The organism is Psychrobacillus faecigallinarum (assembly GCF_014836595.1).
Lineage (GTDB): Bacteria > Bacillota > Bacilli > Bacillales_A > Planococcaceae > Psychrobacillus > Psychrobacillus faecigallinarum.
In genome coordinates this window covers 153,777-177,524 of record NZ_JACSQO010000005.1, presented here as the reverse complement: position 1 = coordinate 177,524, position 23,748 = coordinate 153,777, and the positions used below count along the sequence as shown (strand labels likewise).

General features: G+C 34.8%; 26 protein-coding genes. 19 read left to right on the top strand and 7 right to left on the bottom strand.

Annotation, left to right across the window (positions count from 1 at the left end; all coding sequences use genetic code 11):
* Positions 1 to 149 precede the first annotated feature (149 nt).
* The 3 genes from H9650_RS11970 (at position 150) to H9650_RS11960 (ending at position 2,715) form a co-directional block, all read left to right on the top strand.
* A complete protein-coding gene (locus H9650_RS11970) occupies positions 150 to 794 on the top strand; it encodes an FMN-dependent NADH-azoreductase (protein ID WP_144538295.1) in 645 nt (214 codons plus the stop codon).
* A gap of 425 nt (positions 795 to 1,219) precedes the next feature.
* Positions 1,220 to 1,603, top strand: coding sequence for a GntR family transcriptional regulator (locus H9650_RS11965; protein ID WP_144538297.1), 384 nt, complete (start codon positions 1,220 to 1,222; stop codon positions 1,601 to 1,603).
* A gap of 2 nt (positions 1,604 to 1,605) precedes the next feature.
* The gene (locus tag H9650_RS11960; protein WP_186318150.1) at positions 1,606 to 2,715 is read left to right on the top strand and encodes a DUF1648 domain-containing protein; all 1,110 of its coding nucleotides are present in this window, start codon (positions 1,606 to 1,608) and stop codon (positions 2,713 to 2,715) included.
* A gap of 181 nt (positions 2,716 to 2,896) precedes the next feature.
* Here H9650_RS11960 and H9650_RS11955 read toward each other — a convergent pair whose 3' ends face one another.
* The 4 genes from H9650_RS11955 to H9650_RS11940 form a co-directional block, all read right to left on the bottom strand.
* Positions 2,897 to 3,106, bottom strand: a complete 210-nt coding sequence (locus tag H9650_RS11955; RefSeq protein ID WP_144538299.1) for a YjcZ family sporulation protein — start codon at positions 3,104 to 3,106, stop codon at positions 2,897 to 2,899.
* A gap of 131 nt (positions 3,107 to 3,237) precedes the next feature.
* A complete protein-coding gene (locus H9650_RS11950) occupies positions 3,238 to 3,429 on the bottom strand; it encodes a hypothetical protein (protein WP_144538300.1) in 192 nt (63 codons plus the stop codon).
* 376 nt (positions 3,430 to 3,805) lie between these two features.
* A complete protein-coding gene (locus tag H9650_RS11945) occupies positions 3,806 to 3,979 on the bottom strand; it encodes a hypothetical protein (RefSeq protein ID WP_186318151.1) in 174 nt (57 codons plus the stop codon).
* A gap of 224 nt (positions 3,980 to 4,203) precedes the next feature.
* Positions 4,204 to 4,644, bottom strand: a complete 441-nt coding sequence (locus H9650_RS11940) for a peptidylprolyl isomerase (protein WP_144538301.1) — start codon at positions 4,642 to 4,644, stop codon at positions 4,204 to 4,206.
* 471 nt (positions 4,645 to 5,115) lie between these two features.
* On the opposite strand from H9650_RS11940, the gene H9650_RS11935 reads away from it, so the two are divergent.
* The 3 genes from H9650_RS11935 to H9650_RS11925 all read left to right on the top strand — a co-directional run bounded on the left by H9650_RS11935 (position 5,116) and on the right by H9650_RS11925 (position 8,328).
* Positions 5,116 to 5,763, top strand: a complete 648-nt coding sequence (locus H9650_RS11935; RefSeq protein ID WP_151111780.1) for a GntR family transcriptional regulator — start codon at positions 5,116 to 5,118, stop codon at positions 5,761 to 5,763.
* A 303-nt stretch (positions 5,764 to 6,066) separates the two neighbouring features.
* Positions 6,067 to 7,098 (top strand): M20 metallopeptidase family protein, encoded by a 1,032-nt coding sequence (locus H9650_RS11930; RefSeq protein WP_151111778.1) that lies wholly within the window; start codon positions 6,067 to 6,069, stop codon positions 7,096 to 7,098.
* 384 nt (positions 7,099 to 7,482) lie between these two features.
* A complete protein-coding gene (locus tag H9650_RS11925) occupies positions 7,483 to 8,328 on the top strand; it encodes a helix-turn-helix domain-containing protein (protein WP_154311937.1) in 846 nt (281 codons plus the stop codon).
* 169 nt (positions 8,329 to 8,497) lie between these two features.
* Here H9650_RS11925 and H9650_RS11920 read toward each other — a convergent pair whose 3' ends face one another.
* Positions 8,498 to 9,310 (bottom strand): hypothetical protein, encoded by an 813-nt coding sequence (locus H9650_RS11920; protein ID WP_191697324.1) that lies wholly within the window; start codon positions 9,308 to 9,310, stop codon positions 8,498 to 8,500.
* A 181-nt stretch (positions 9,311 to 9,491) separates the two neighbouring features.
* Here H9650_RS11920 and H9650_RS11915 point away from each other — a divergent pair, with 181 nt between their 5' ends.
* The 3 genes from H9650_RS11915 to H9650_RS11905 all read left to right on the top strand — a co-directional run bounded on the left by H9650_RS11915 (position 9,492) and on the right by H9650_RS11905 (position 12,141).
* Positions 9,492 to 9,977, top strand: a complete 486-nt coding sequence (locus H9650_RS11915; RefSeq protein ID WP_151111770.1) for a hypothetical protein — start codon at positions 9,492 to 9,494, stop codon at positions 9,975 to 9,977.
* Positions 9,978 to 10,595: 618 nt separating this feature from the next.
* Positions 10,596 to 11,108 (top strand): hypothetical protein, encoded by a 513-nt coding sequence (locus H9650_RS11910; protein ID WP_191697323.1) that lies wholly within the window; start codon positions 10,596 to 10,598, stop codon positions 11,106 to 11,108.
* 409 nt (positions 11,109 to 11,517) lie between these two features.
* A complete protein-coding gene (locus H9650_RS11905) occupies positions 11,518 to 12,141 on the top strand; it encodes an NUDIX domain-containing protein (protein WP_191697322.1) in 624 nt (207 codons plus the stop codon).
* Positions 12,142 to 12,417: 276 nt separating this feature from the next.
* On the opposite strand, the gene H9650_RS11900 is transcribed toward H9650_RS11905, so the two are convergent.
* Positions 12,418 to 13,269, bottom strand: coding sequence for a hypothetical protein (locus H9650_RS11900; RefSeq protein ID WP_151112170.1), 852 nt, complete (start codon positions 13,267 to 13,269; stop codon positions 12,418 to 12,420).
* A gap of 207 nt (positions 13,270 to 13,476) precedes the next feature.
* On the opposite strand from H9650_RS11900, the gene H9650_RS11895 reads away from it, so the two are divergent.
* From H9650_RS11895 to nhaC, 8 genes are all read left to right on the top strand, one after another.
* Positions 13,477 to 13,989, top strand: coding sequence for a hypothetical protein (locus tag H9650_RS11895; protein WP_191697321.1), 513 nt, complete (start codon positions 13,477 to 13,479; stop codon positions 13,987 to 13,989).
* Between the two features lie 75 nt (positions 13,990 to 14,064).
* Positions 14,065 to 14,424, top strand: a complete 360-nt coding sequence (locus tag H9650_RS11890) for a DUF7674 family protein (RefSeq protein ID WP_191697320.1) — start codon at positions 14,065 to 14,067, stop codon at positions 14,422 to 14,424.
* A gap of 98 nt (positions 14,425 to 14,522) precedes the next feature.
* Entirely contained in the window at positions 14,523 to 14,768 is a 246-nt protein-coding gene (locus H9650_RS11885; RefSeq protein WP_154311934.1) for a cold-shock protein, read from the top strand.
* 485 nt (positions 14,769 to 15,253) lie between these two features.
* Positions 15,254 to 16,258: an aminoglycoside phosphotransferase family protein gene (locus H9650_RS11880; protein WP_191697319.1), complete on the top strand. Its 1,005-nt coding sequence runs from the start codon at positions 15,254 to 15,256 to the stop codon at positions 16,256 to 16,258.
* Positions 16,259 to 16,782: 524 nt separating this feature from the next.
* Positions 16,783 to 16,995 carry a hypothetical protein gene (locus H9650_RS11875; protein WP_191697318.1) on the top strand — a complete coding sequence of 71 codons (213 nt, stop codon included), beginning with the start codon at positions 16,783 to 16,785 and terminating at the stop codon, positions 16,993 to 16,995.
* A 377-nt stretch (positions 16,996 to 17,372) separates the two neighbouring features.
* A complete protein-coding gene (locus tag H9650_RS11870; RefSeq protein ID WP_151111760.1) occupies positions 17,373 to 17,567 on the top strand; it encodes a YwbE family protein in 195 nt (64 codons plus the stop codon).
* A 53-nt stretch (positions 17,568 to 17,620) separates the two neighbouring features.
* Positions 17,621 to 18,724 carry an amidohydrolase gene (locus H9650_RS11865; RefSeq protein ID WP_191697317.1) on the top strand — a complete coding sequence of 368 codons (1,104 nt, stop codon included), beginning with the start codon at positions 17,621 to 17,623 and terminating at the stop codon, positions 18,722 to 18,724.
* Between the two features lie 92 nt (positions 18,725 to 18,816).
* Positions 18,817 to 20,256 (top strand): Na+/H+ antiporter NhaC, encoded by a 1,440-nt coding sequence (gene nhaC, locus H9650_RS11860; protein ID WP_144538303.1) that lies wholly within the window; start codon positions 18,817 to 18,819, stop codon positions 20,254 to 20,256.
* A gap of 159 nt (positions 20,257 to 20,415) precedes the next feature.
* On the opposite strand, the gene H9650_RS11855 is transcribed toward nhaC, so the two are convergent.
* The gene (locus H9650_RS11855) at positions 20,416 to 21,648 is read right to left on the bottom strand and encodes a transcriptional regulator (protein WP_151111754.1); all 1,233 of its coding nucleotides are present in this window, start codon (positions 21,646 to 21,648) and stop codon (positions 20,416 to 20,418) included.
* A gap of 87 nt (positions 21,649 to 21,735) precedes the next feature.
* Here H9650_RS11855 and H9650_RS11850 point away from each other — a divergent pair, with 87 nt between their 5' ends.
* A complete protein-coding gene (locus H9650_RS11850; protein WP_191697316.1) occupies positions 21,736 to 22,848 on the top strand; it encodes a mandelate racemase/muconate lactonizing enzyme family protein in 1,113 nt (370 codons plus the stop codon).
* 14 nt (positions 22,849 to 22,862) lie between these two features.
* Positions 22,863 to 23,549 carry a GNAT family protein gene (locus H9650_RS11845; protein WP_151111750.1) on the top strand — a complete coding sequence of 229 codons (687 nt, stop codon included), beginning with the start codon at positions 22,863 to 22,865 and terminating at the stop codon, positions 23,547 to 23,549.
* The last annotated feature ends 199 nt before the right edge of the window (positions 23,550 to 23,748 follow it).

Genomic DNA, 23,748 nt, shown 5'->3' with positions numbered 1-23,748 from the left:
ATATTCTGGAGAAATCTATTGTAATGATCAAATAACTAACATGAGCTAACTTTTTGACAGTCACCTTATATTAATATAATATAGAGAAGTCTCGAAAGTGAGATAAATAAAACCTAAAAAAACATATAGATATATAGAGGAGTTTTAAAATGAACGTATTAGTAGTAAAAGCAAATAATCGTCCAGCAACAGAGGCAATTTCAAGTAAAATGTATGAAACATTCATGGCTGAGCTTGAAGGTAAAGACGTAAACGTAACTGTTTATGACGTATATGAAGAAGACACTCCATACTTTGGACAAGATCTTTTCAATGCTTTCGGTAAAGTACAAAATGGTGGAGAGTTAACTGATGTTGAATCTCGCTTGTTATCAGCTAAACAAAAAGCAATGGATTTATTAACTGCTGCAGATGTTGTAGTATTTGCATTCCCATTATGGAATCTAACTATTCCAGCTAAATTACAAACTTTCATTGATTATGTATATGCTGCAGGCTTTGCATTTAAATATGATGCGCAAGGCAACATGATTCAATTGATGACAGATAAAAAAGCAATCTTCCTAAACGCTCGCGGTGGTATTTACTCTACACCTGAGGCAGCACCAATGGAAATGGCTGTAAACTACATGCGCGCAGTATTTGGTGGAGTTTTCGGTATGCAAATTATTGATGAAGTAATTATTGAAGGTCATAACGCAATGCCTGACAAAGCACAAGAAATCATTTCTTCAGGTATGGAAGAAGTAAAAGCTTCTGCTCAACGTTTAGTAGACTTAGCAGTTAAAGCCTAATCAATTATATAAAGCCGTCAAGGTCCTTAAGCGACCTTGGCGGCTTTATTTTTATGCGGAAATAAGCTAAGTGAAATGCAGGAAAGTTGGTCGAGAGCGCTCATCTTAGGAGTGGATTGTAGTAAACTATCGGTTGATTGTAGTAATCTAGTGGCTAATTGTCGTAAAGTAAGCTCTGATTGTAGTAAACCAGGCGGAAGCGTTCGCCATAGAATGGGATTGTAGTAAACTACCGGTTGATTGTAGTAATCTAGTGTCTGATTGTCGTAAAATAAGCTCCAATTGTAGTAAACCAGTGATCAATTGTCGTAAAACAACCAGGAACCATCCAACTAACACAGGATAATGCTCAATTATTTTTGATATACTATACATAGAACAGTGTGTTATAATATTAATAGAACAACGTAAATAGGAGGCATAATATGTTTATAGAGATAAAACCAAATTCATCCGTACCGATCTATTTACAGTTAGCTCAACAATTGATAGAAGGCATGGCTAGGGGTGAGTTAAAGCCAGGGGATTCTCTACCATCTGTAAGAAGTTTTGCAGCAGATTTGGGGATGAATATGCATACAGTTAACAAAGCGTATCACCTTTTAGAAGAAAAGGACTTCATTCAAATTGTCCCGAAATCTGGGGTCATTGTGCGGCCAAAAGGAATGGAAAAAGCAACACAACTACAACAGCAATTACTTGCAGAACAGATTCGCCCATTATTAGCGGAGGGAATGGTATTACAGCTTTCAGAGGAAGAAATGGTTGTGATGGTAAGAGAGCTTGTTCAACATATTAAGGAGGGGTAATGATGATTTTATTGTTATTTGGATTTATTCTATTATTTATTACGATATTACAGGCATTCATTCCGGTATTTTTAAAGCCAACACTCATCTTCGGTATAAATGTTCCAGATCAGCATGCAAAGGATAAGGAAATAATTCTACTAAAAAAAAGATATACCGGAGTCGTTCTCTCGGTTGGCTTAGCTATCTTTGCGGTCTATCTAGTATGGGCGATCAGTCAAAAGCCTGCAGAGGAGACTCTTGCCCTTGTTAGTGTGGGGATTCAATTTGTTGTTCTTTTTTTGAGTATCGCTTATTACTTTATCATGCATACCAGAATGAAGAAGTTAAAAGAGGAACGTCGTTGGTACTCTGATAAAAACGAAGTGAGAGTAGTGGATTTGAAATTCCATGAAAAGCTTCAATTACTTCCAAAAATGGCATTTATCGTCCCAATGGTTGTAACAATCGGACTTATCGTTTATACAATTATGAAATATCCACAGATGCCGGAATTGATTCCTACTCATTGGGGTCCAACAGGGGAAGCAGATGCATTTAGTAAGAAAAGTTATTTTACTGCCATTTCTCTTCCATTGATATTATTGGTTGTTCAGGGAATGTTTTTATTTACAAGCGAGGGGATTAAATTGTCAGGAACAAGTATAAGCCCTCGAAACAAAAAAACTTCTGTAAAGCAGCAGCTAGCATTTCGAAAATATTCAAGTTGGCTTTCTTTTGTCATGTCGGTAGGGATTACTTTGATGATGGGGTATTTTCAGTTACAAACCATTCATCCTGAAATAGCCTCCTCGATAGTTATGCTTGTCCTCCCACTTGGATTCTTGGTACTTGCTTTTGCTAGCGTTGCTATTTTTACAATAAAAATTGGGCAAGGTGGTTCACGTATAAAAGTAGTAGAGGATGAAGCAGAAGTAAATCGTCATATTACATCTGTAGACGATGATCAGTTTTGGAAGGGCGGTATTTTCTATATTAACAAAGACGATCCTAGCATTTTTGTGGAAAAACGCTTTGGAGTCGGTTGGTCCATTAACTTTGCAAGACCATTAGCCTGGTTATTTATTTTAGGTCCCATTCTACTCATTCTTGCAATTTCGTTTCTTCTATAAAACGATGTCCCTAGAGTATAAAATGCTCTAGGGATTATTTTTATATTGCGCATATACAAAGAGACAAAGGATATAGGAATCCCCTTCGTTTATAACAATTATACTTTATGTAAATAGAGACAGGCTATAAGCCCGTCTCATGAATGAAAACGAAATAACTAGGAGGTACAGGAATCCTTACTTAGCAGGATTCACCGCCAACATTACCGCCGCCGTTACCATATCCAAAAGTACCAATTACGATAATTAAAAGAATAAATAATACTACTAATAAAGCGAATCCTGATCCGAAGCCGACTCCACCAACGTTACCGCCAGTGTTGCCACAGTAACCGCCATATCCGCCAGTATTACCACCACCATAGCCGCCACAATAATTTGAATAACTCATTATTAACACCTCCTCGCTAAGAGTTATCTTATTTTATGTGGGGAATTATGGTTAGACTGAGGAATATGTGGTAGTTCTCCATATTTTTTTAAAATAGAAGAAAAAAATGAAAATAAAAAAACGAGCAGTTATTATAACTGTTCGTTCTTCGCCTCTTTCATATTTTCTGTAACCGTCCAATGTTTAGATGGAATAATATTTTGATTTAGCTTTTGGACGAAGTTATGTGCATCTTCATAGTTCGTAAAAGATTTATCTAATTGGCTATTGGAATTTTTCAAGGTCTCTGTTGTACCATTTGATTGACGGGTAATAAGAAACATAGGTACACCTCCGACTATGACTTTTTATGTATATGATTATATCAACAAAAATAATGGAAAGGAATAAATATACAAATTTATATTCTTATTGTTATTTTATTGTAATATAACGACCATTTATTTTAAAAACAAACAATTATAACTATGAAAGTAAATATGTTACAAAATGATATTTATTTTTAGTGATTAATGAAGAACTTTGTGTGTAGAATCAAAATCTATAGATTGGAGCTATGGAGGAGTTAAATAACGTTGTCTAAAATATGATATTACAAAGCAGGCTCTCGGAAGTTTAATAAGAGCCAATTAAGGATTCTCTATTCGGCCATTAATTTATGGTAACTGGTAGCAGTCGTTCACTTTTAAATATAGGCATCTATTGATTTTCCTTTTCCATCAGCTTTCGAACGTTTTCTTTCGGGTTCCAACAATTAAATTTATATGTGGGCGCAGTTTGAAAGCCCAACCGTTTGCATTTATAAAACATTCCATTTTTCGTTTTTTCACTGATGAAATGAATACAAGTTGCACAGCAATGAAAATCCTTCATGCTAAAACCTCCTAAACGAAGTACTTGGTGGGGTAGAGATAATTATGTATATGAAATAGAAAAAAGAATGGTGCAGAAGGATCTTGCTGGGGGAAAGAGAACGTATGGAATAAAAATCACAGAGATGTTCATTTTTTGTATCTGTTCCCATACATCAAATAACTAGTAAAAATGTAGGCTTTGGAACAAAAATTCCAAAGCCTAAACAGTTGTCTGTTATTTACTTACTCTTCGTCAAACACTTCAACTTTTTCCATTTTATCGCCATTTTTCATAGCTTTTGCAGCTTCTAAACCGCTTGTTACTTTACCGAAAACAGTGTGAACACCGTTTAGATGTGGTTGTGGTTCGTGCACGATGAAGAATTGGCTTGAGCCAGTGTCTTTTCCTGCATGAGCCATAGAAAGGCTACCTGCTTCGTGTTTGTGTGGGTTTCCAGCAGTTTCACATTTGATTGTTTTGCCGCTTCCGCCCATGCCCGTACCAGTTGGATCTCCACCTTGGCTTACAAAGCCAGGAATAACACGGTGGAATACTACACCGTTGTAAAAACCACTGTTAGCTAATTCTTCAAAGTTTGCTACTGTGTTTGGTGCTTCGTTTGGATATAATTCAAATTCAATTTTGTCCCCAGATTCCATAAGGAAATAACCTTTTTTCGCCATTATAAAACACTCCTTTTGTAATAAAAAATTCTTTCACAGTATAGCATGAACTCTAGCTTTTTCCAAAGAACATAACTGCAAAGAGGCTTAATAGATGATTAGAAAGAACCAGCCACCTCCGAAGTAAAATTATTCATTTAGCTTTAAACATACAATAACTTTGGAAAATAGCGTGTAAAAAAGAATAACATCTAAGCAGAGGGTCTATTGCAAACTAGTGTTAAAAGTAAAGCTTAATTTTTCCAATTGATGTACAATAATAGTTAAATACTTCATATTCCATACTCAACAATGATAGATTATTAAGTAAGAACCTATCCTAAAAAGCTTAGGTTAATTAATCTAAAGTAGGCTTTTAGGTAACTCGTTATTATTTACTTAAGAATACAGATTAATAATTATCCTATACACGCTCCAAGTTCAAATTCATACGTTTTAGTTTATATATTAAATAATGCAAGGAGTATTTTTATGACAGAATATTTATCTTTAAAAGACCACGTTTATAATTATATAGTAGAAAAGATTAACAATGGAGAATTAATCGCCAATAGTAAAGTAAATGAAACCGCGATTAGTGAAAGTTTAAAGGTTAGTAGAACTCCAGTTAGAGAGGCACTTATACAGCTTTCTTCCGAAGGTCTATTAGATAATGTGCCAAGAAAAGGGTTCGTGATAAAAAAACTTACAAAGGAAGAAGCGAAAGAAACGTATTTTATTATTGGTGCATTGGATGGCTTAGCTGCTTCACTTTCAGCACCGCTCTTGACTGAGAACCACATGAAGGAAATGGATTTCTATATACAGAGTATTGAACTAGCAATAAATACGGAAAATTTCCAAATGTATCATAAAATGCAGGAAGCTTTTCATAATGTCTATCTTTCGGTGTGTCCAAACAAAAGCCTTGTAAGCCTTCTATTAAAATCAGAAAAAAGATTTTTAAAGAGCGTTTATCATTTTGAAGACAAGGAAGAGCTGAAAAAAAGGCTCTTAGTGACGAACGATGAACATAGAAAGATGTTGGAGCTTTTTAAAAATGGTGAGTTAGGTGAATTAGAAAGGTATATAAAAGAAGTACATTGGGATACAGATAAAGTGGAGATAATACCATTGTAGAAAATATAAAGGACAGTAGACAACTCAAGTCAATTGAGTCTGTCTATTTTTTTATGTGACAGTTAATGGTCAAATACAAAAGGATTCGGAATGAACTTATTCCGAATCCTTTTGTATTATGTAAGGGTTTGATTTATAAACATTACTTCAAATAATGTAAATAATTATTTTATTGTAAAAATTAAAAACATAAAATATAATATACAATAAGAGAAAATGAATTTAATATACAATATGCATAAATATATTATAATGGTTACTTTTGCTTTTGAAACGAAGATGTATTTAAAGGAGATGGGATAATTGATTCAAAAAAACTTTGAACTAGCGAAAAAATTACGACATACATTACATCAGCATCCAGAGCTCTCTAACGAGGAGGTTTGGACAAAAAAATATTTAATAGATTTTTTGAAAGCGTATACAAAACTAGAAATCGTAGATAAAGGAAATTGGTTCTATGCGGTTTATCGTGCCGGCTTAGATAAGCCTAGCATTGCATTCCGTGCAGATTATGATGCACTACCAATGGATGAGGTCATTGATCTTCCTTGGGCTTCTCAATTTCCCGGAAAAGCACATAAATGTGGACATGATGGTCATGCTGCAACATTAGCAGGATTTGCACTTGAAATTAATGAGAAGGGTGCAGACAAAAATATTTTCTTTCTTTTCCAGCCTGCTGAAGAGACTGGAGATGGTGCTATTCAATGCGTAGAATTAATTAAGGAACACAATATTGATGAAATTTTTGCTTACCATAATATGAGTGGATTATCTTATAAGGCTGTTGGGATTATTGATGGTACAAGTTTTTGTGCTTCAAAAGGGATGACGATACATTTGGAAGGTTCTCCTGCCCATGCAAGTCAGCCAGAAACTGGTACCAATCCATCTTTAGCTTTTGCTAATATTATCAAAGCAATTTCCGAATTTACATCTCCAGAAAAAAGCAAAGGTCTTGTTTTATGCACGGTCGTACAAATTGATGTTGGTGAAAAAGCTTTTGGTATTGCAGCTTCTAAAGGAGATCTTCGAATAACAATTCGAGCTCTATACGAAGAAGAGTTGGAACAACTTCAAGAAAATCTTGAAAACTTCGCGAAAGCTCAAGGTGTAGAACACGGGTTAAAAGTAAGTTTCTCTTATAACGACGAATTCCCAGAAACTATAAACCATAAAGAAAGTGCCGATAAGATTCGCTTAGCTGCAAAATCCAAAAACATAGAATTAATTGAATTAGATGAGGCTTTCCGTGGCTCTGAAGACTTTGGTCACTATACAAAATTAACAAAGGGTGCCTATTGTTTTATTGGTACAATACGGTTTTTTTGATGCCCGCTAATCAAATATGAACATTCTTATTTTTATTTTTCAAAACTTTCTTAAATTAATTGAACACTGCTAATACATCTCATACTGACATGCACACTATGTCACAAGTGAGGTGTATTTTTGTATATTTTATACCAAACAAAAAGGCCCCAGATAGGGCCGTATTATTTAATAGAAAAAGAGCTATCTCTTATAGTTTTTCAAAATTAAGAATTCAAAATCCTACTCCTGTTAACCAAACTAATATCGTTACGATTTGATCCATATAATTTTCACCTCCTATTTTCAAAAATAGGGTAAAATATAATGAATCTACCAAAATATTCATAATTGAATAACATACAAAACCAATTTAATAAGTATATTAGTGGAGGGGATTGGTACATGTTAGGTAAATTAATAAAAAAAATAAGAACTTCCAAAGGATTTACCCAAGCAGAAATAGCTAAAAGTGCTCATATTTCACAAAGTAATTATTCGAAGTTTGAGGTAGATGCAATTGAAATAAGAGCTACCTCATTTATGATGATTCTTGATAAAGTCGGGTTGGATTTAGAGGAATTTGAATTTATCAAAAATGGTTATAGTTATTCAGATAAAAGGAAACTATTAATTAAATTTTTTTATGCCCCTTATAACAGTAATTTAAAATTAAAAGAAATTTATAATGAATGTGAACTAATTCTAAATAGTAGATACGATGAGGATATAAAAGACATTAGAACGTTATGTAGTGCATTGATTCACTTGAATAACGACAATGACATTGAGCAAGCTCGTATACCTGCTTTTGAGATTTGGGATAGATTAAAAAAAATGGAACAACTATATATTTCCGACATCTATCTTTTTAATGCAATTATGTTTATATTTCCATTAGAAACAATAATGGAAACAAGGAATTTTATACAAAAAAGTATTGACCGGTATAAAAACTTCCAAAACATCGATCGTATGTCAATAAACATAATACTTAACCTATCATATCTATATATTTCTAATAAAAAATACTCAGAGGCATTAACAGAGATCTTAAATATAGAACCCAAATGCAAACAATTAAATGCTTATATTCCGCTTGCTATATGTTACATTCGTAAAGGAATTTGCATGGAACGAACTGGGAGTGAGGAACAAGGTAAACAATGGATTAAGAAAGGGTTAAACATTGTCGAGGTATTAGAAGAGGAGAAGTTGCTGGAAGCACTTAAATTAGAATTAACATTGTAATATCCAAAATTTAGAGGGTTATTCTTATCTTGCCCTTTACAAAGTAATATATTCGTAATAACTCCCTCTAATAGCTAGAGAAAAATATGAATATATTTTTCTAACAAATTAAAGGGAGTTATTGTACACCTGGAACTAATAGAGGTTAAGGTTATATGCCATAAATTACTTAATAGTATAGGGTATTGTCGTCCCATTTTTGCCATGTAACAACGTTTGTTTTTTGTTGGATATTAAAGGTAAACCCACCTGTAATTCCACCTCTTTCGAAGTTAATACCTGCTTCGCCACCGACATCAGCATTAAAAGTTGAGTAAGAATGAATATATTTAATACCATAGAATAATTGTGAAGATGATTTTTTAGTTACATATACAGTTGCGTATCCATCAAACTGACCATCGTCAACAACTGTGAACATAACTATTCCCTGACCTTTTTGCCCTACATCTGAAACTGAAGATACGTTGTTATCTCCCGCTGAGCCATAATATGTAGCGGCACTTGGGTCCCATTCAATAGAAACTGGATCTTCTGTTGCAGAATAAACTTCTCCAATTGATGCATCCCACATTCCACTGATGCGATAATAAGAATCTCCAGAACGTTTTGAAGAATAAGCAGTTAAAGTCACATCATTAGACTTAACAGCATTAATTGAGATTCCTTCGTTCCCTTTAGGTTTAATTGCAAATTCAACTCCAACTTCATCGAGTTTTTTTGTTAAAGTATCGGTACTTTCATCGTTGTTTTTAACGACATTATACATAAAACGATCAAACTCTTCGTCAGATAGTTGGGCAATTGATTTGGTAAGATTAGTGCCTTTTAAATCTAAAGAAGATAAGCTAGTCTCATTAAAAATATTTGATAATTGAACTTCAGTTTTCTGTTCATATTCCTTCTCAGAAATGCTACTAGCTTCGGTAGTAGAGCTACCCATTATAGATAGGCCTAAAATAAATGGAGATAATGCAAACAATAAATTTTTCTTCTTCAAAATCTTCAGCTCCTTTATAATTGTTTTTAACCTCTATAAAAATATTATAATTTTTAGAACATTTAATTGTTTATAATATTCATAAATGAATATTATGTGAAGAGGGATACTGATAAACTATAATAAAAAATATGTAATAACTAAATTCAAAGGGGAAATAGTTATGAAGAGGCTCATAATCATACTAATAGGGATCTGCAGCATATTAACCGCTTGTAACAATGCAGAACCTGAAATCACAATTGGAACGGTAATTTCTAACTTAACAGAAGAAGATTTCAATACCTTAGGGCGACCAGTTGAATACAGCGAATCAAAAAAAGAAGACTTTAAAAAACTTACTTTCAATTTCTATATGGAGCATAAAAGTGATACAGAAAGAAAAATTGAAATGTTTGATAATTGGAGCGGTGTATTAGATAATCATGACCAAATAAAGCGTTATTGGGGAGGGAAGGGTACTTCACAAGATAACTCTGAGGAGAGTTTTGCTGAATATCAATATGAGCTGACTTTTTATTCAAAAGGATTAAGTGAAGAGGATATTAAAGAAATATTTAATGAATCAGAGATAGTTGTTGAGTGGACAAATGGCGACGGTTCTCAGAGTGAAACATTTATTATTGGAGATACAATTACATTTGAATAATTTACACGATATATAAAGTATTTTAAAAAGTCTAGAAATTTTTGTCCAATTTTGAGGCAATAATTTCCGGACTTAATGAAAAAAGAACAATAATTTTACACACAGGATTTTTTTCTGTCCAATTTCGACGTTTTAATGTTAACAGAATACTGACTATTATCCTTTTAGAAATAAGTGAAAGACGAAATAGGGGAAACTTCAAATAATTTTATTAGGTTTACAAACAATTCGTATAATCGTAATTAACTCAAATAACCTGCTGTACTTAAAACGGCCAATACCCTTATATGACAGGGTTTTGGTCGTTTTAGTTAGGAGTTAATGTTGTTGAAAGAAGGATGAACGCAAAAATGCCGGAATATCGAGCAAATAGGATGAATTAAAGGAAAAAAGGGTAGTTTTCAACCGAGGTGGAGAAAAGGATGTCAGGAGATCCGAGCTTTCAATTATTAATTTATTTAAAAACAGATAGGAACAAATTGGATGGTTATGTTAAGATTTGAATAAGATTGTGAAGGTTTTCACTTAAACTAACGAAGCAGGTTAGTTGAATAAGAAAAAGGAATAATGAAAAGGAAAATAAGAAGTTGAAGCACTAAATAGGAGGGAGAAAGTAATATGGTTAATATTAATGACCGAACGGTGTATATAAATAACCGTATAGATTTTTGGGCTTGTGATTGTACAAAAGAACCAGAATATATGTATAGTGTTGACGGAGAATATGGAACAACTTTATCTGACTTCTGGAAAAACTATAACTGTTTCCCTATAAAGGTTATCCATAACTTTGTAAGAGAAGTGGATGATTTAGACAATGATGACAAAAGGCTTAGGTACAGAATTGACGAGGTTCATTCGATAGATGAACTGGATATTATACTAGACGATGTTGGATGGAAATTAACCTTAGATGATTTCTTTATAACTAATTCATCAAAGGAAATAAGATTTAAGATACAGGATAGAGATGAATTGAAGGGTAAAGTCTCGGTACAGTATCCTATATTCGAATTAGGTCCAAGTGACACTCTAACAGAAGTGATTTCACACGGATATTCTTTTTTGGTTGGTACAAATGATATTAGTTTATCAACGAAAGAACAGCTCAAAAAGGTCATCCTCCCCTGAAGACTATTTAAAACTATCCTTGTTGAACTAGCGGGTGCTTTACTTTAAGAAGGAGTAAAGCCTTTTTCTTATCAAACTAACGAAGCAGGTTAGTTCAATAAGCAGGTGTTGTTTAGACTAGTGACGAAGTAGTTGTTATAGTAGTGGTTTCTGCATTATGAGGAGGTGTTATTATGAACAACATAGGATTTCCTGGACTAATTTTTATACTTAGCATAGTCGGGTTTATTTTAATTTTCGCACTTGCTATTATTCTTTTAATAATAAATTTATCTAAAAAAAGAAAAAGACCTTAAATCCTTTGTTCAAGATCAATGAGCTGTATAGACGTCTCTTTTATATTGTTCAACTAACGAAGCAGTTTAGCTCAATAGTGTTTAACCCAATTTATATTTTTATGGAGGAGACTATGGAAAAAGTATTAGGAAAGGTTACATGCTTTATTACTAGAAAAATCGATAACAAACTAGAACTTCTTTTAATACAACATCCCAGTGCAGGTATTCAAATACCAGCAGGCACAGTAGAAATTAATGAGGACTCTTATCAAGCAGCTATTAGAGAAGCAATTGAAGAAACTGGTCTTAAAGAATTCGTTAAATGTAAAGCCATTGGGAGTCAGGAACAAAACTTAGAAGGAAAATATATCATTTTTAATAATGCTAAAATATATTCAAAACCAGACACGTCAAGTTTCCAATGGGCAGAAATTAGAAGAGGTATCACTGTACTTCATGAACGAAAACATGGGGAATTTGTACAAATTTCTTATAAAGAAGGAGATAAATATCCGGAGCCGAATTACATATCTTATCAGATAACTGGTTGGGTAGAAGAAACAAATTTAGCAATAAAAATAACAAGACAATTTTATCATCTACAATCAAACAGTGAGTTTAATGAATGGGAAATTGAGACGGATAATCATACGTTTAAATTATTTTGGTCTCAATTAGATAATTTGCCGCAGATTGTTTCTCCTCAAAATGAGTGGCTTGATTACTTTTTAAAAGAGATGAATAATCTGATTTAATTACTAAGTATGGCATAACAAAGTTGCTGTTTTTAATTAAAAGCAGCACATAATTTGAATCAACCAACATAGGAGTTTGTGAAATAATGTACTTAAACTAACGAGGTGCTTTACTTCAAGAAGGAGTAAAGCTTTTTTTCTTATTGAACTAAAGCAACAGTTTAGTTGAATAACGAATTACCTTTTTGGTTTATTATTTAAAGTAAAAAGCCTGAAGTTTTCTCAGGCTTTTTATCATAGGTAATAATGTCTCAATATTTACGATTCTTAATGTGCTTAGCACCTTTCAGAAACACGTTCCACTTCATCTTTTAGCTTCAATGATGTCAGTAATTCTAGGATCAATTCCCAGACTGCTTCATGGTAACCTGACGTCACGATGTACCAATAATTCGCGTCACGAACAAATGCAAGTTTTTCCAATTCATTAGATTGATCCAAAAAAGATTTCATCTTCACCACTTCCGATTCATCGCAATTGCGATTTTGAGGGAAATTGAAGTGCTGTTTTGATTGTATAGATGGTTTTGCACAAAGGACCCCAAGTCCATCCAATGTAGTCATATGGATGGATTCAGCCCTGTCTTTTTTCACTTCATGGAAATAGCTCAATACCTCCAATTTCTTCGTTCCAAAAACTTGCTGATAACGCGTTAGTATAGACTTACGATTTTCCTCCCAATTACTTGAGGTGTATTTCTCGAATTCCTTTACCAGTCCAATTACTTGTTTTTCATCATCGTAGTTCCACATGGTTTCGAGCATTTCAGCATAAGGAACAGAATAGACTAAGTTTAAAAACTCTCGAATGTTTCGTGCCATATATCGCAGGGGAGGATCATTGGTTGGCGAAACACATACGATTGGTGCTTCGCTTAAATTCGAAACTGAATGAAAATCTGTTAAAAAACCGAAATGAATACCATCGCCACCAGTACTAGCAAAAGGAATCAAATCAGGAGGGGTAATCGAATATGGATCGAATAGATTAATTGGTTGAAAAGCAATTTGACTAAGTGATAGTCCTTCGTTCCTTAATTCATTTTCTAATTGATGCAAAAGGTGAATTTCGTTTGGAATGTCATACTGACCATAGGCTTCTTTCCATTCTTCATTTATCATTAGCACTCACACTATCCTTTCATGGGAAGAGACACACCTCTTTTACATTATTCTATAATATAATTTGATAATCCTTTGTTTTATAAATAAAAACACTTATAAAGATCCATTATTTGCAAGAGTGAATAAAAAAGTTTGTGAAGGAATGTACTTAAACTAACGTGGTGCTTTACTTCAATAAGAAGTGGGCTTAAATATGTAATAAAGGAGGCGATGAAAATAATAGGGAAAGATAAAGGGGAAATTAACGAAATAGTTTACAATAACACTGTTTACTACAATGGAAAATATAGACGTTACCCAACCATTACTGAGTTAAAAGGAATATTAGATGAGATTATTAGTTCTGATTCAACTACCGAATACATTAGGATTACACCATTCTATATAAATGAGGAAGTAGATATGCAAATTGAATTCGAGGAATTCATGTTTTATATAGAATGTAGAGATTGGTTTGATGAGCAGGACCAAAAGATGCATATCTTAGATTGTCTTGAACCAATAGATACCCCTAGAGCACTTAATGATGTGAAGCTAGGTGCCATACTATATCCATTATGTAAACATAACGATATTGTTTCATATCAAAAGGCACTTGAAGAATATAAGGACTCCTTAAGGGATATTTTACCTAGGATGATGAAAATAGCAAAATCAGAAATGGAGTTAAAAGAAGAACATTTACCATTTGGATGTTTTTGCTTTGAAATTCATAGCGGGTAATATGTTATTCAACTAAAGCAGCAGTTTAGTTGAATAAGAAATTATAAATACAATTGTTCAGCAACAGGAGAAAAAATGGAATATAAAGACTTAGCAATACACTTTACAGATGAATTTGAAGAGTACAAGCGTTACTTACAAGAACATATTGAATTTAATGGTGAAATCCTAAATCATGTCTTCTTTGGTGAATGCAGCAATTATTTTAATGAACTCATTGGAAAAGAGAAGGATATACCAAAGATAAAGGAATTATTTGATTATCTTGAACTGATGGCAACTTCAGGAGATGATGAAGTTAAAGAATTACTAAGCGTTACTATACTTGCACAACTTGGCGACTCTAAAAAGCTATTAAAAAAAGCTTATAAGTATATGGGTTCAGAGACGAGGAAAGCCTCAAATGAAATTGAAAGGTATTGGGGTAGAAATTGATACTAACTGGTGCTTTAAGAAGGAGTAAAGCCTTTTTTCTTAGTTAACTAGCGCGGCAGTTTAGTTGAGTAAAAAAATGAATTGGAGGTCGAACAGATATGAAACGAGAGGGAATTGTTAAATGGTTTAAAGAAGAAAAGGGTTATGGTCGTATTATGCTTGACGGTGAGGATGGAAATCATGTTTTTGTTCATTTCAGTTCGATTTTACCTGATAAAGAAAGATTTCCGAATGGGTTCATATTCCTTAAACAAGGTCAAAAAGTATCCTTTGATTTAATTGAAAACCCAAATTCTACCGACCAAGAGCAAGTTGCAGAAAATGTAATCATCATCTCTGACTAAAAAAATCTTATTCAACTCCCATGAAAATTAAAAAATGCTCAAAATATACAAAAATGCATAACAAAAGAGACTCAGAATAAGATTTTTAAAAAAAGCTGAGCCTTAGAATGTTTATATTAAGTTAAAAGGTAAATCAAGAATCAACTCCATATTCTTGTAAGAATAAAGGCAGGCTGGTGCAATAACCAGAGTAGGATTAATCTCCCATGAGTGCTACTCATATAGAGTGCGACAGTCTGTGATGCACCGTGGTCGTTGGAGTCAGACTAACGGATGGGCTCAATGGCACCATAGTTGATCGACCTTCTTCGCCAGCCATAGTATCCTATACCCGTTTTTCACATTTTCATTCTCTGTGGTGTAGCGCTGGTTTTGCGCTACATGGATGGCTAACGGGTGCTTTACTTCAAGAAGAAGTAAAGCCTTTTTTCTTATTGAATTAATGGGGCAGTTTATTTTAATAAAAGATTATAAGGGGTAGAGATATGGTTAATAATCAATTATTTAAAAAGTTAAGTGATGAATCCCAACTTGGTGAAATAATTGGGGTTCCAGTATCAATATCAGGCGGTCTTTTACATAAGACGTATGCTATTGAAACAGATAAAGGAAAATATGCCGTAAAAATCTTAAATCCTCAAATTATGTTAAGACCAGATGCAATGATGAATTATATTAATTCAGAGAGGGTTGCAAATTTGGTGTCAAAGAAAGTACCTGCTGTTCCAGCTAAAATAATTTATGGAAATTTTATTCAAACTATAGATAGTCAATTCTATATTGTTTTCGATTGGATAGAGAGTATAACTCTTGAATCAAGTGTAATTAATAGTAGTCATAGTGAAAAAATAGGTTCTATCCTCGCTGACATCCATGGTACAGATTTTTCGGAACTTCAATTAAAGAAAGATTTGGGCAACAATGAACAGTCCGTAAACTGGGAATATTACATTCAACAAGGACAAAAAAGTAATGCTGAATGGGTTGAATCTCTACTTGAAATTGTTGATAAACTTTATGAGTGGAGTACTTTAGCATACAAAGCAAATAGAGTACTTTCAACAAATTTAGTTATTAGTCATAGGGATTTAGACCCCAAAAATGTCTTATGGAATAAAGATAATCCAGTTATAATTGATAGGGAGTCCGCTGGTTATGTTAATCCAATGCACGATTTAATTGAAACTGCACTATACTGGTCTAAAGATAAGACAGAAAACATAGTTAAAGAAAGATTTTTTGCTTTTATAAATGGATATAAAAAGAGAAACGGAGAAACTCAGGCAAATTGGTCTACTGTATTAGAAAATGGTTATTTAGGAAAATTAGGATGGCTTGAATACAATTTAAAGCGTTCTTTGTGGATTGAATGCACAGACGGAGAAGAACAAAAGATGGGTACGACACAAGTAGTAGGAACAATAAAGGAAATCAAGTATTATGCAGAAATAATTTCAAAATTAGTTGACTGGCTTAATAATGTAGAATAATCATTTGTAATTCAACTCCCATGAAAATTAAAAAATGCTCAAAATATACAAAAATGTATAACAAAAGAGACTCAGAAATTGCTTTTTTAAAAAAAAGCTGAGCCTTAGAATGTTTATATTAAGTTAAAAGGTAAATCAAGAATCAACTCCATATTCTTGTAAGAATAAAGGCAGGCTGGTGCAATAACCAGAGTAGGATTAATCTCCCATGAGTGCTACTCATATAGAGTGCGACAGTCTGTGATGCACCGTGGTCGTTGGAGTCAGACTAACGGATGGGCTCAATGGCACCATAGTTGATCGACCTTCCTCTCCCAGCCGTAGTATCCTATACCCGTTCTATAAACATTTTCATCCTCTGTGGTGTAGCGCTGATTTTGCGCTACATGGAAGGAAACAACATCTCCTTTTTTTAAGGTTAAAGGATTGTTATTATACTTTAGTAAAAATGCTTCTCCATTTGGAATTATAAGCTCTTTAAAAGAGTATTTTTCTTTTGTTTCTTCATTTATGGAAAGATCAGAATGTTTAAACATAGAAATATAATGAGTGGTTCAGAAGATTTCTCTTATATTTCTCAATCTGTACAGTCTGCATTTCTTATTTTAGGGACAGGTAAAGAAGGAGAGGCACCGGTTTATAATCCACGCATGCAACAAAAGGAAGAAATCTTTAAATATGGTGCTAGTTTACATGCGAATGTGGCAATAGAGTGGTTGAAGCAACAACATAAATAATATATTGAAAAAATTTGCCTAGTAGTATGTAATAAGATTCCTATAGGGATAACAAAATTAGAGCGCTTTGGTTCAGAGCTTCGTGTTACCAGAGTATGTAGAGAAGCAGTACAACTAATCATTTTCCTCCTTTTTATAGGGAGGATTTTTTGATTATTAGCTAAATTATATGTATGTTGAGAATATCTCATATGACAGCCTTATGCCTAGACTTGGGATGTTTCCAAAAACGTAGCGACAATTACCAGTGATTTGTAGTTGAGTGATGTTTAAAACCGCTAAGGGATAGGAATTATTTTTCTACAATTTATATAGTATTAAACAAATGGATGTAAGCACAGCATGAAAGTGGTACGATACAAAAAGAGGTGAATTATATGAACGGACAAAATAGAAAAGATATTCATGCAGGACTAGAAGTGTATATAATTTTAAAAAAGGATCAGCGCTCAGGCAATAAAACAAAGGGAGTAGTTCAAGATATTTTAACAAATTCAACCTTTCATCCACACGGCATAAAAGTAAGATTGACGGACGGTCAAATAGGCAGAGTCTGCGAAATTATAAAATAAAGACTCAATAGGGGTCTATACATACATTAACAGTAAAGGGAGAGCGAGAAAAGATGCAGGTAGAATCTCAAATATTAGAGTGGTTTGAACATTTTCATAAATATCCGGAAGTAAGCTGGAAGGAATTCGAAACAACCAATAAAATTGCTGAAATCCTTGATTCACTAGATGTTCCTTACCGACGTTTTGAAGATGTAACAGGTCTCTTGGCAGAAATAGGCGAGGGAGAAGAAGTGATTGCAATTCGTGCAGATATCGATGCATTATGGCAGGAGGTAGATGGAATATACCAAGCAAATCATTCTTGTGGTCATGATGCGAATATTTCTATGGTTTTAGGAGCTCTTCTTTTATTGAAGGATGCAAAGCTGGATAAACGTATTCGCTTTATATTCCAGCCTGCGGAGGAAAAGGGAAATGGTGCGAATTCTATGATTGACAGAGGGGCACTAGAGGATGTTACCCATCTCTTTGGAGTGCATTTAAGACCCGTGGAAGAGCTACCTTTTGGTAAGGTGGCACCAGCGATCCACCACGGTGCAGCAATGTTCCTTGAAGGGAAAATTAAAGGGATTGATGCACATGGAGCTCGACCTCATCAAGGAAAGAATGCGATTGATGTAGCAGTTGCAATCCATCAATCTTTAAAAAACCTATACTTTTCTCCTTTTGAGGCATACTCTGCAAAACTGACTAAAATACAGGCTGGTGGGGAAAGTTCCAATATTATCCCTGGTACAGCAAGCTTCTCGATCGATGCACGTGCTCAAAAAAACAATGTGCTTAAACAAATGAAAGAGCAAATTGAGAAACACTTACTTTCTCTTCAAGGGCTTTTTGATATAGAAATAGAATGGGAGTGGCAAGATATTACTCCTGGAGCAGAAGTTTCAAAAGAAGCCGCTTCAATAGCTAGAGAAGGTATCATTGAAGCGATTGGAACAGAGAACCTAGCAGAAGAGGTAATCACATCTGGTAGTGATGATTTCCATTTTTATACGATTAGACAGCCGAAATTAAAGGCTGCAATGATTGGCATAGGAGCAGACCTTTCTCCTGGTCTTCATCATCCTCATATGACTTTTGATCGCAAAGCCCTCTATATCGGTGCTCAAGTGCTTATGAAAGCGCTTTTAAAAATTGCTAAAAAAGATTGACGTAATTTTAATAAAAGATTAATATATCCCTAATAGCGACTAATAAACGACAATTGTAAATTATTGAACAAGTCGCGAAGGGGTGAATTGGTATGGTAGAAGAAAAGAAACCATTAGAGAAAAAAGAAATGTCCTTGATATGGGCGATCACGCCTTTATTAGTAATGATTTTAACAATGATTATTACTGTAGTTAAGTTGGAGCAAGGGCCTCACATTCCGTTAATAGTTGGTACAATCATAGCAGCATTTGTTGCTTGGAAACATGGCTTTAAATGGGATGAAGTCGAGGAAATGATGTACAAGGGGATTAAACTAGCGCTTCCAGCGGTAGTCATCATTATATTGGTAGGTCTTATCATAGGAGCATGGATCGGCGGTGGTGTAGTTGCTACGATGATTTATTTCGGACTAAAAATCATAACGCCAGCTTTCTTCTTAGTTACAATTTGTGTGATTTGTATGATAGTATCGCTTGCAATTGGTAGCTCTTGGTCCACGATGGGGACAATTGGGGTTGCAGGTATGGGAATCGGTTTAAGTATGGGAATTCCGGCTGCTATGATAGCTGGAGCAGTTATCTCTGGAGCTTATTTTGGAGACAAAATGTCACCGTTGTCCGATACAACCAATCTAGCGGCTGGTCTTACAGGAACAGATTTATTCGTACATATTCGACATATGTTTTACACTACTATACCCGCAGCAGTTATTGCGTTAGTAGCTTATGGTCTATTAGGAATGAAATATAAAAACAGCAGCATTGATCAGGAAAGCATACAGCAAACAATAGGCGTGCTTGATCAAAGCTTTGTTATATCACCGTGGTTATTGCTAATTCCGTTAGCAGTAATTGTATTAGTTGCTCTAAAGGTACCTGCTATTCCAGCTTTAGTAGTTGGTATTTTACTAGGATTCCTATCTCAGATTTTTGTTCAAGGAGGAGACGTGGCTTCAGCTGTTAGTGCTCTTCAAAGTGGATACGTTATTGAAACAGGTAACGCAATGGTAGATGAACTCTTTAACCGTGGTGGGTTAGATTCTATGATGTACACGGTGTCAATGACGATTGTTGCAATGACCTTTGGTGGGATACTTGAGTTTTCAGGGATGCTTCAGTCTATTATGAATCAGATTTTAAAGCTTGCAAAGACAGCATTTTCTATGGTAGCTGCTACTATATTAGCTTGTTTTACAACGAATGCTACTTGTTCAGAGCAATACATCTCGATCGTTGTACCAGCTAGAATGTTTTCTAAAGCGTACACGAATATGGGACTGCACTCTAAAAACTTATCACGAGCTTTAGAGGATGGAGGAACTTTGACATCGGTATTTATACCTTGGAACACTTGTGGTGTTTTCATATTAGGGACACTAGGGGTAGGAGCTTTTGAATATGCACCATATGCAATATTAAACTATACAGTGCCAATTCTATCTATTATCTATGCAGCAGTAGGTTTCTCCATTGTAAAAATCTCTGAGGAAGAAAAGCAAGAGATTTTAAACAAAGAGATTGCAGAAGCATAAAAAAGGAAAGTTCAGTGATAAGCTGAGCTTTCCTTTTCTTTTTAAGTGGCTTTTTAATGCCAAAAAGCTTTTTATGACCGGATAGAAAAGATTTATGACCGGATAAAAAAATTTATGACCGTTCAGCAAAAATTACCTAGAACTCAGCAGGCTTTATATTTAATAGGTAGGAAAGTTAAATTCATATACCGCTCGAGGTCGCCCCTGCTGATAGGTCATTTCTTCACCAACGATGGATGCATAACCGTGATCCGACAACTTTTTAAGAATCCTTTCAGTTGTTCGCCTGCTGACCTTTAAAAAGACTTCTAAATCGTGTGCAGTAAACTCGACGGAATGGTGGATGCGACTAAATTGCATAATTTTAGAAAGATTAGCCGGGCTTAATTTTGTCTCTTTGGCTACTAAAACAAGCCTAGGATCGTTCGTTCTTAAGTCGATTTTAGTTTCATTCTGAAGGAGTGGACCAGTTAGTTGTTTTTCCTGGTTCATTAGATAGATATTGTTTTTTGTAGCATGTCTTAAGGCATCCTTAGCGTTTTCACTAGCTTCTAACACTGTCGTGCCATACCCAAAGGCAATGCGGACGGGGGTGCTAAAAAGGTCGAACCAGCTATTCACCACGTTGCTCTCCAAGGCAAGTTGAACCTTTCCTTGAGTAGTGAAAAGCATATAAAGCAGGTCATCGACTTTAACAATCGAAGCGTCTATGGAATTTGTTACTTTATTCAAGGAGGTTGCTGAACTAGAGTCCTCCTGGTCTAGCAAAATAGAGCAAACGGCAATTTTGGAGGCTTCACTTTTTGCGAGAATTGCTAATGAATTGGTTTCTTCAATCGCTTTTAAAATAGAGTTTTTTGGGTCAATCATTCGAACGACAGGTATTCCACTTTGCATCAAAGATTCATAAACAGCGTGGACAGAAGTAATTGCAAGCTTTGTTTTTCCGGCATTTTGTAGGTTAATATGAAAAGACACCACCTCTTCTAAAGAGAATGCAGGATCAATTTGCATAAGAAAGGGAACTGCAGCTGTTTGGTTGATATCCTGTAAGACGCTTTCTACAAGTCTTGGTTCTATTAAGTCCATGGAAATTTGATGAATAGGTGTATGACAAGTTGCTAATAATGTAGTAGCAACAGAAGTACTATCCTGCTTTAAATAATAGGAAGGTACAGGCAAGAGCTCTCTCTCTTTTTTTGCATATAGGTAGGGGAGCGAACCAGAGAAAAATACAGCAGCGCATGGTTTTATATTTTTTACTAGTTCCTTCGCCTCTTTTGGAGTATTATAGTGATAATAATCCAATCGGATAAAAGGCATCTCATGTTCGAAATGCTTCAAGCGTTCTATAAAGTTTGTAGAGCCAAGAACTGCTATACGTGATTGCATGATATCCCCCTTTTTTTATGTATTTAACGACTATTTAACGACAACTATAACCAAAAAATAAAAATATGTAAAGGAAGTTAGAAAAATATGAAAATTAAAGAAATAGAAATATCTGCTATTAGATTACCATTAATCGATCCATTTATCATTAGTTATCATACGTACGATGATATGCCTTCTATCATAGTGAAGCTCACAACAGAAGAAGGCCTAGTTGGATATGGAGAGGCAGTCGCAGACGAGCACGTAACAGGAGAAACATGGGAGAGTACATATGCTATGCTAAAAAATACTTTAGCACCAGCCTTAATCGGAGAAAATCCGATGGAATTTGAGCGACTTCATGAAAAGATGGATAAAGCTGTCTACCAAGCACCAGCAGCTAAAGCAGCCTTAGACATTGCTTGCTACGATGTGGTCGGTAAAAAACTCGGTGTTCCAGTATACCAATTGCTAGGTGGGCGTTATCATGAAAGATTTCCAGTTACTCATGTATTGAGCATAGGCTCCCCAGAATCTATGGCAGAAGAAGCAGAAAAACGTATGAAAGAGGGCTATACTTCATTTAAAATGAAAGTAGGAACAGAAGTACAGGCTGATGTAAAACGAATCCAAGCAGTTAGAGAAAAAGTGGGCAATGAGATTGCCATTCGAGTAGACGTAAATCAGGGTTGGAAGAATAGTGCTAATACTATTTCTGCGATGCGTCAGCTAGAGCATACAGGACTAGATTGGCTGGAACAGCCTGTAATGGCAGATGATTTTAACGGAATGGTGGAGGTCAAGGCAAAAACTAGTACCCCCCTTATGATGGACGAAGGCTTGAGAGGACTTCGTGATATGCGTGAGTTAATAGAGAAGCAAGCTGCACACAAAGTGAATATTAAGCTGATGAAATGTGGCGGTATATATCCCGCTATGAAGCTTGCTCATATGGCTGAAATGGCAGGCTTAGAATGTCAAATCGGTTCTATGGTCGAGTCTTCCATTGGTTCAGCCGCAGGATTTCATGTAGCATTCTCTAAAAAAGCATTTACGAGTGTCGAATTGACGGGTCCACTTAAGTTCTCGAAGGACGTTGGAAATTTGCGCTATGATGTTCCTTTTATTAAACTTAATGAGCGACCAGGTTTAGGTATAGACGTGGATGAAGAAGTGTTAAAAGAGTTAACAGAGTTCTCCGATAAAGTAATGAAGTAAGAGGAAGTGCATCAATGAAAGAGTGGATAGTCAGTCTTGGGGAAAAAGAGTACCCAGCTCGAGAGTTAACAAAGGACAATATAGAACAAATTTTAGCCTTACAGGACATTGTCTTGCAAAACTTAGATAATAAAGAGTTTTTACAGCCCCTTACAAAGGAGGAATTCGAAGACTCTCTAGAGCACCGTTTAATGGTAGGTGTATTTGCAGGTGAGGAGCTAATCGCATTTCGCACCCTTGCGATTCCAGCAATGGACAAGCATCATTTAGGATATGATATTGGTCTTTCGGAAGAACAATTAGGTGACGTTGTCTATCAAGAAATTACGAATGTCCATCCTACATACCGCGGTTACGGCCTCCAAAGAAAACTAGCGGACCTTGTAATGGAGCTTATGCAAGATTCTACATACATCTATATTTGTGCGACGGTAGCACCATTTAACTTTGCCAGCTTAAAAGACAAGCTAAGCCAAGGAATGGTTATTAAAGCTCTCAAACGTAAGTATGATAATATGCTGCGTTACATATTTTACAAGAGAATCGATGGAAATGATTTTATAACATTTGGCGAAAAAGAGCTCCATATGAAAATGGGGGACATAGAGGAACAGCAAAAATTACTAGCAGCGGGCTGGGTAGGCACAAGTATCTTCCAAAAAGACGAAGAATGGTTCGTTGTATATAAGGAAACGCTATAAAGCGATTATAGACCCTTAATGAAAATTCATTAGGGAGTCTATAATCGACAAAGCTCCCTAAGTAGTTTTGAAGTAACCAAAAGGTTTTATCTCACTTGAGGTCTTAAAATAATATGTAAGGCAAATAAATCATTTTTATCTACTGGGATTACGACCCATTAAGGTAAAAATGATTTTTTTATTAGAAAATCAGGTATAT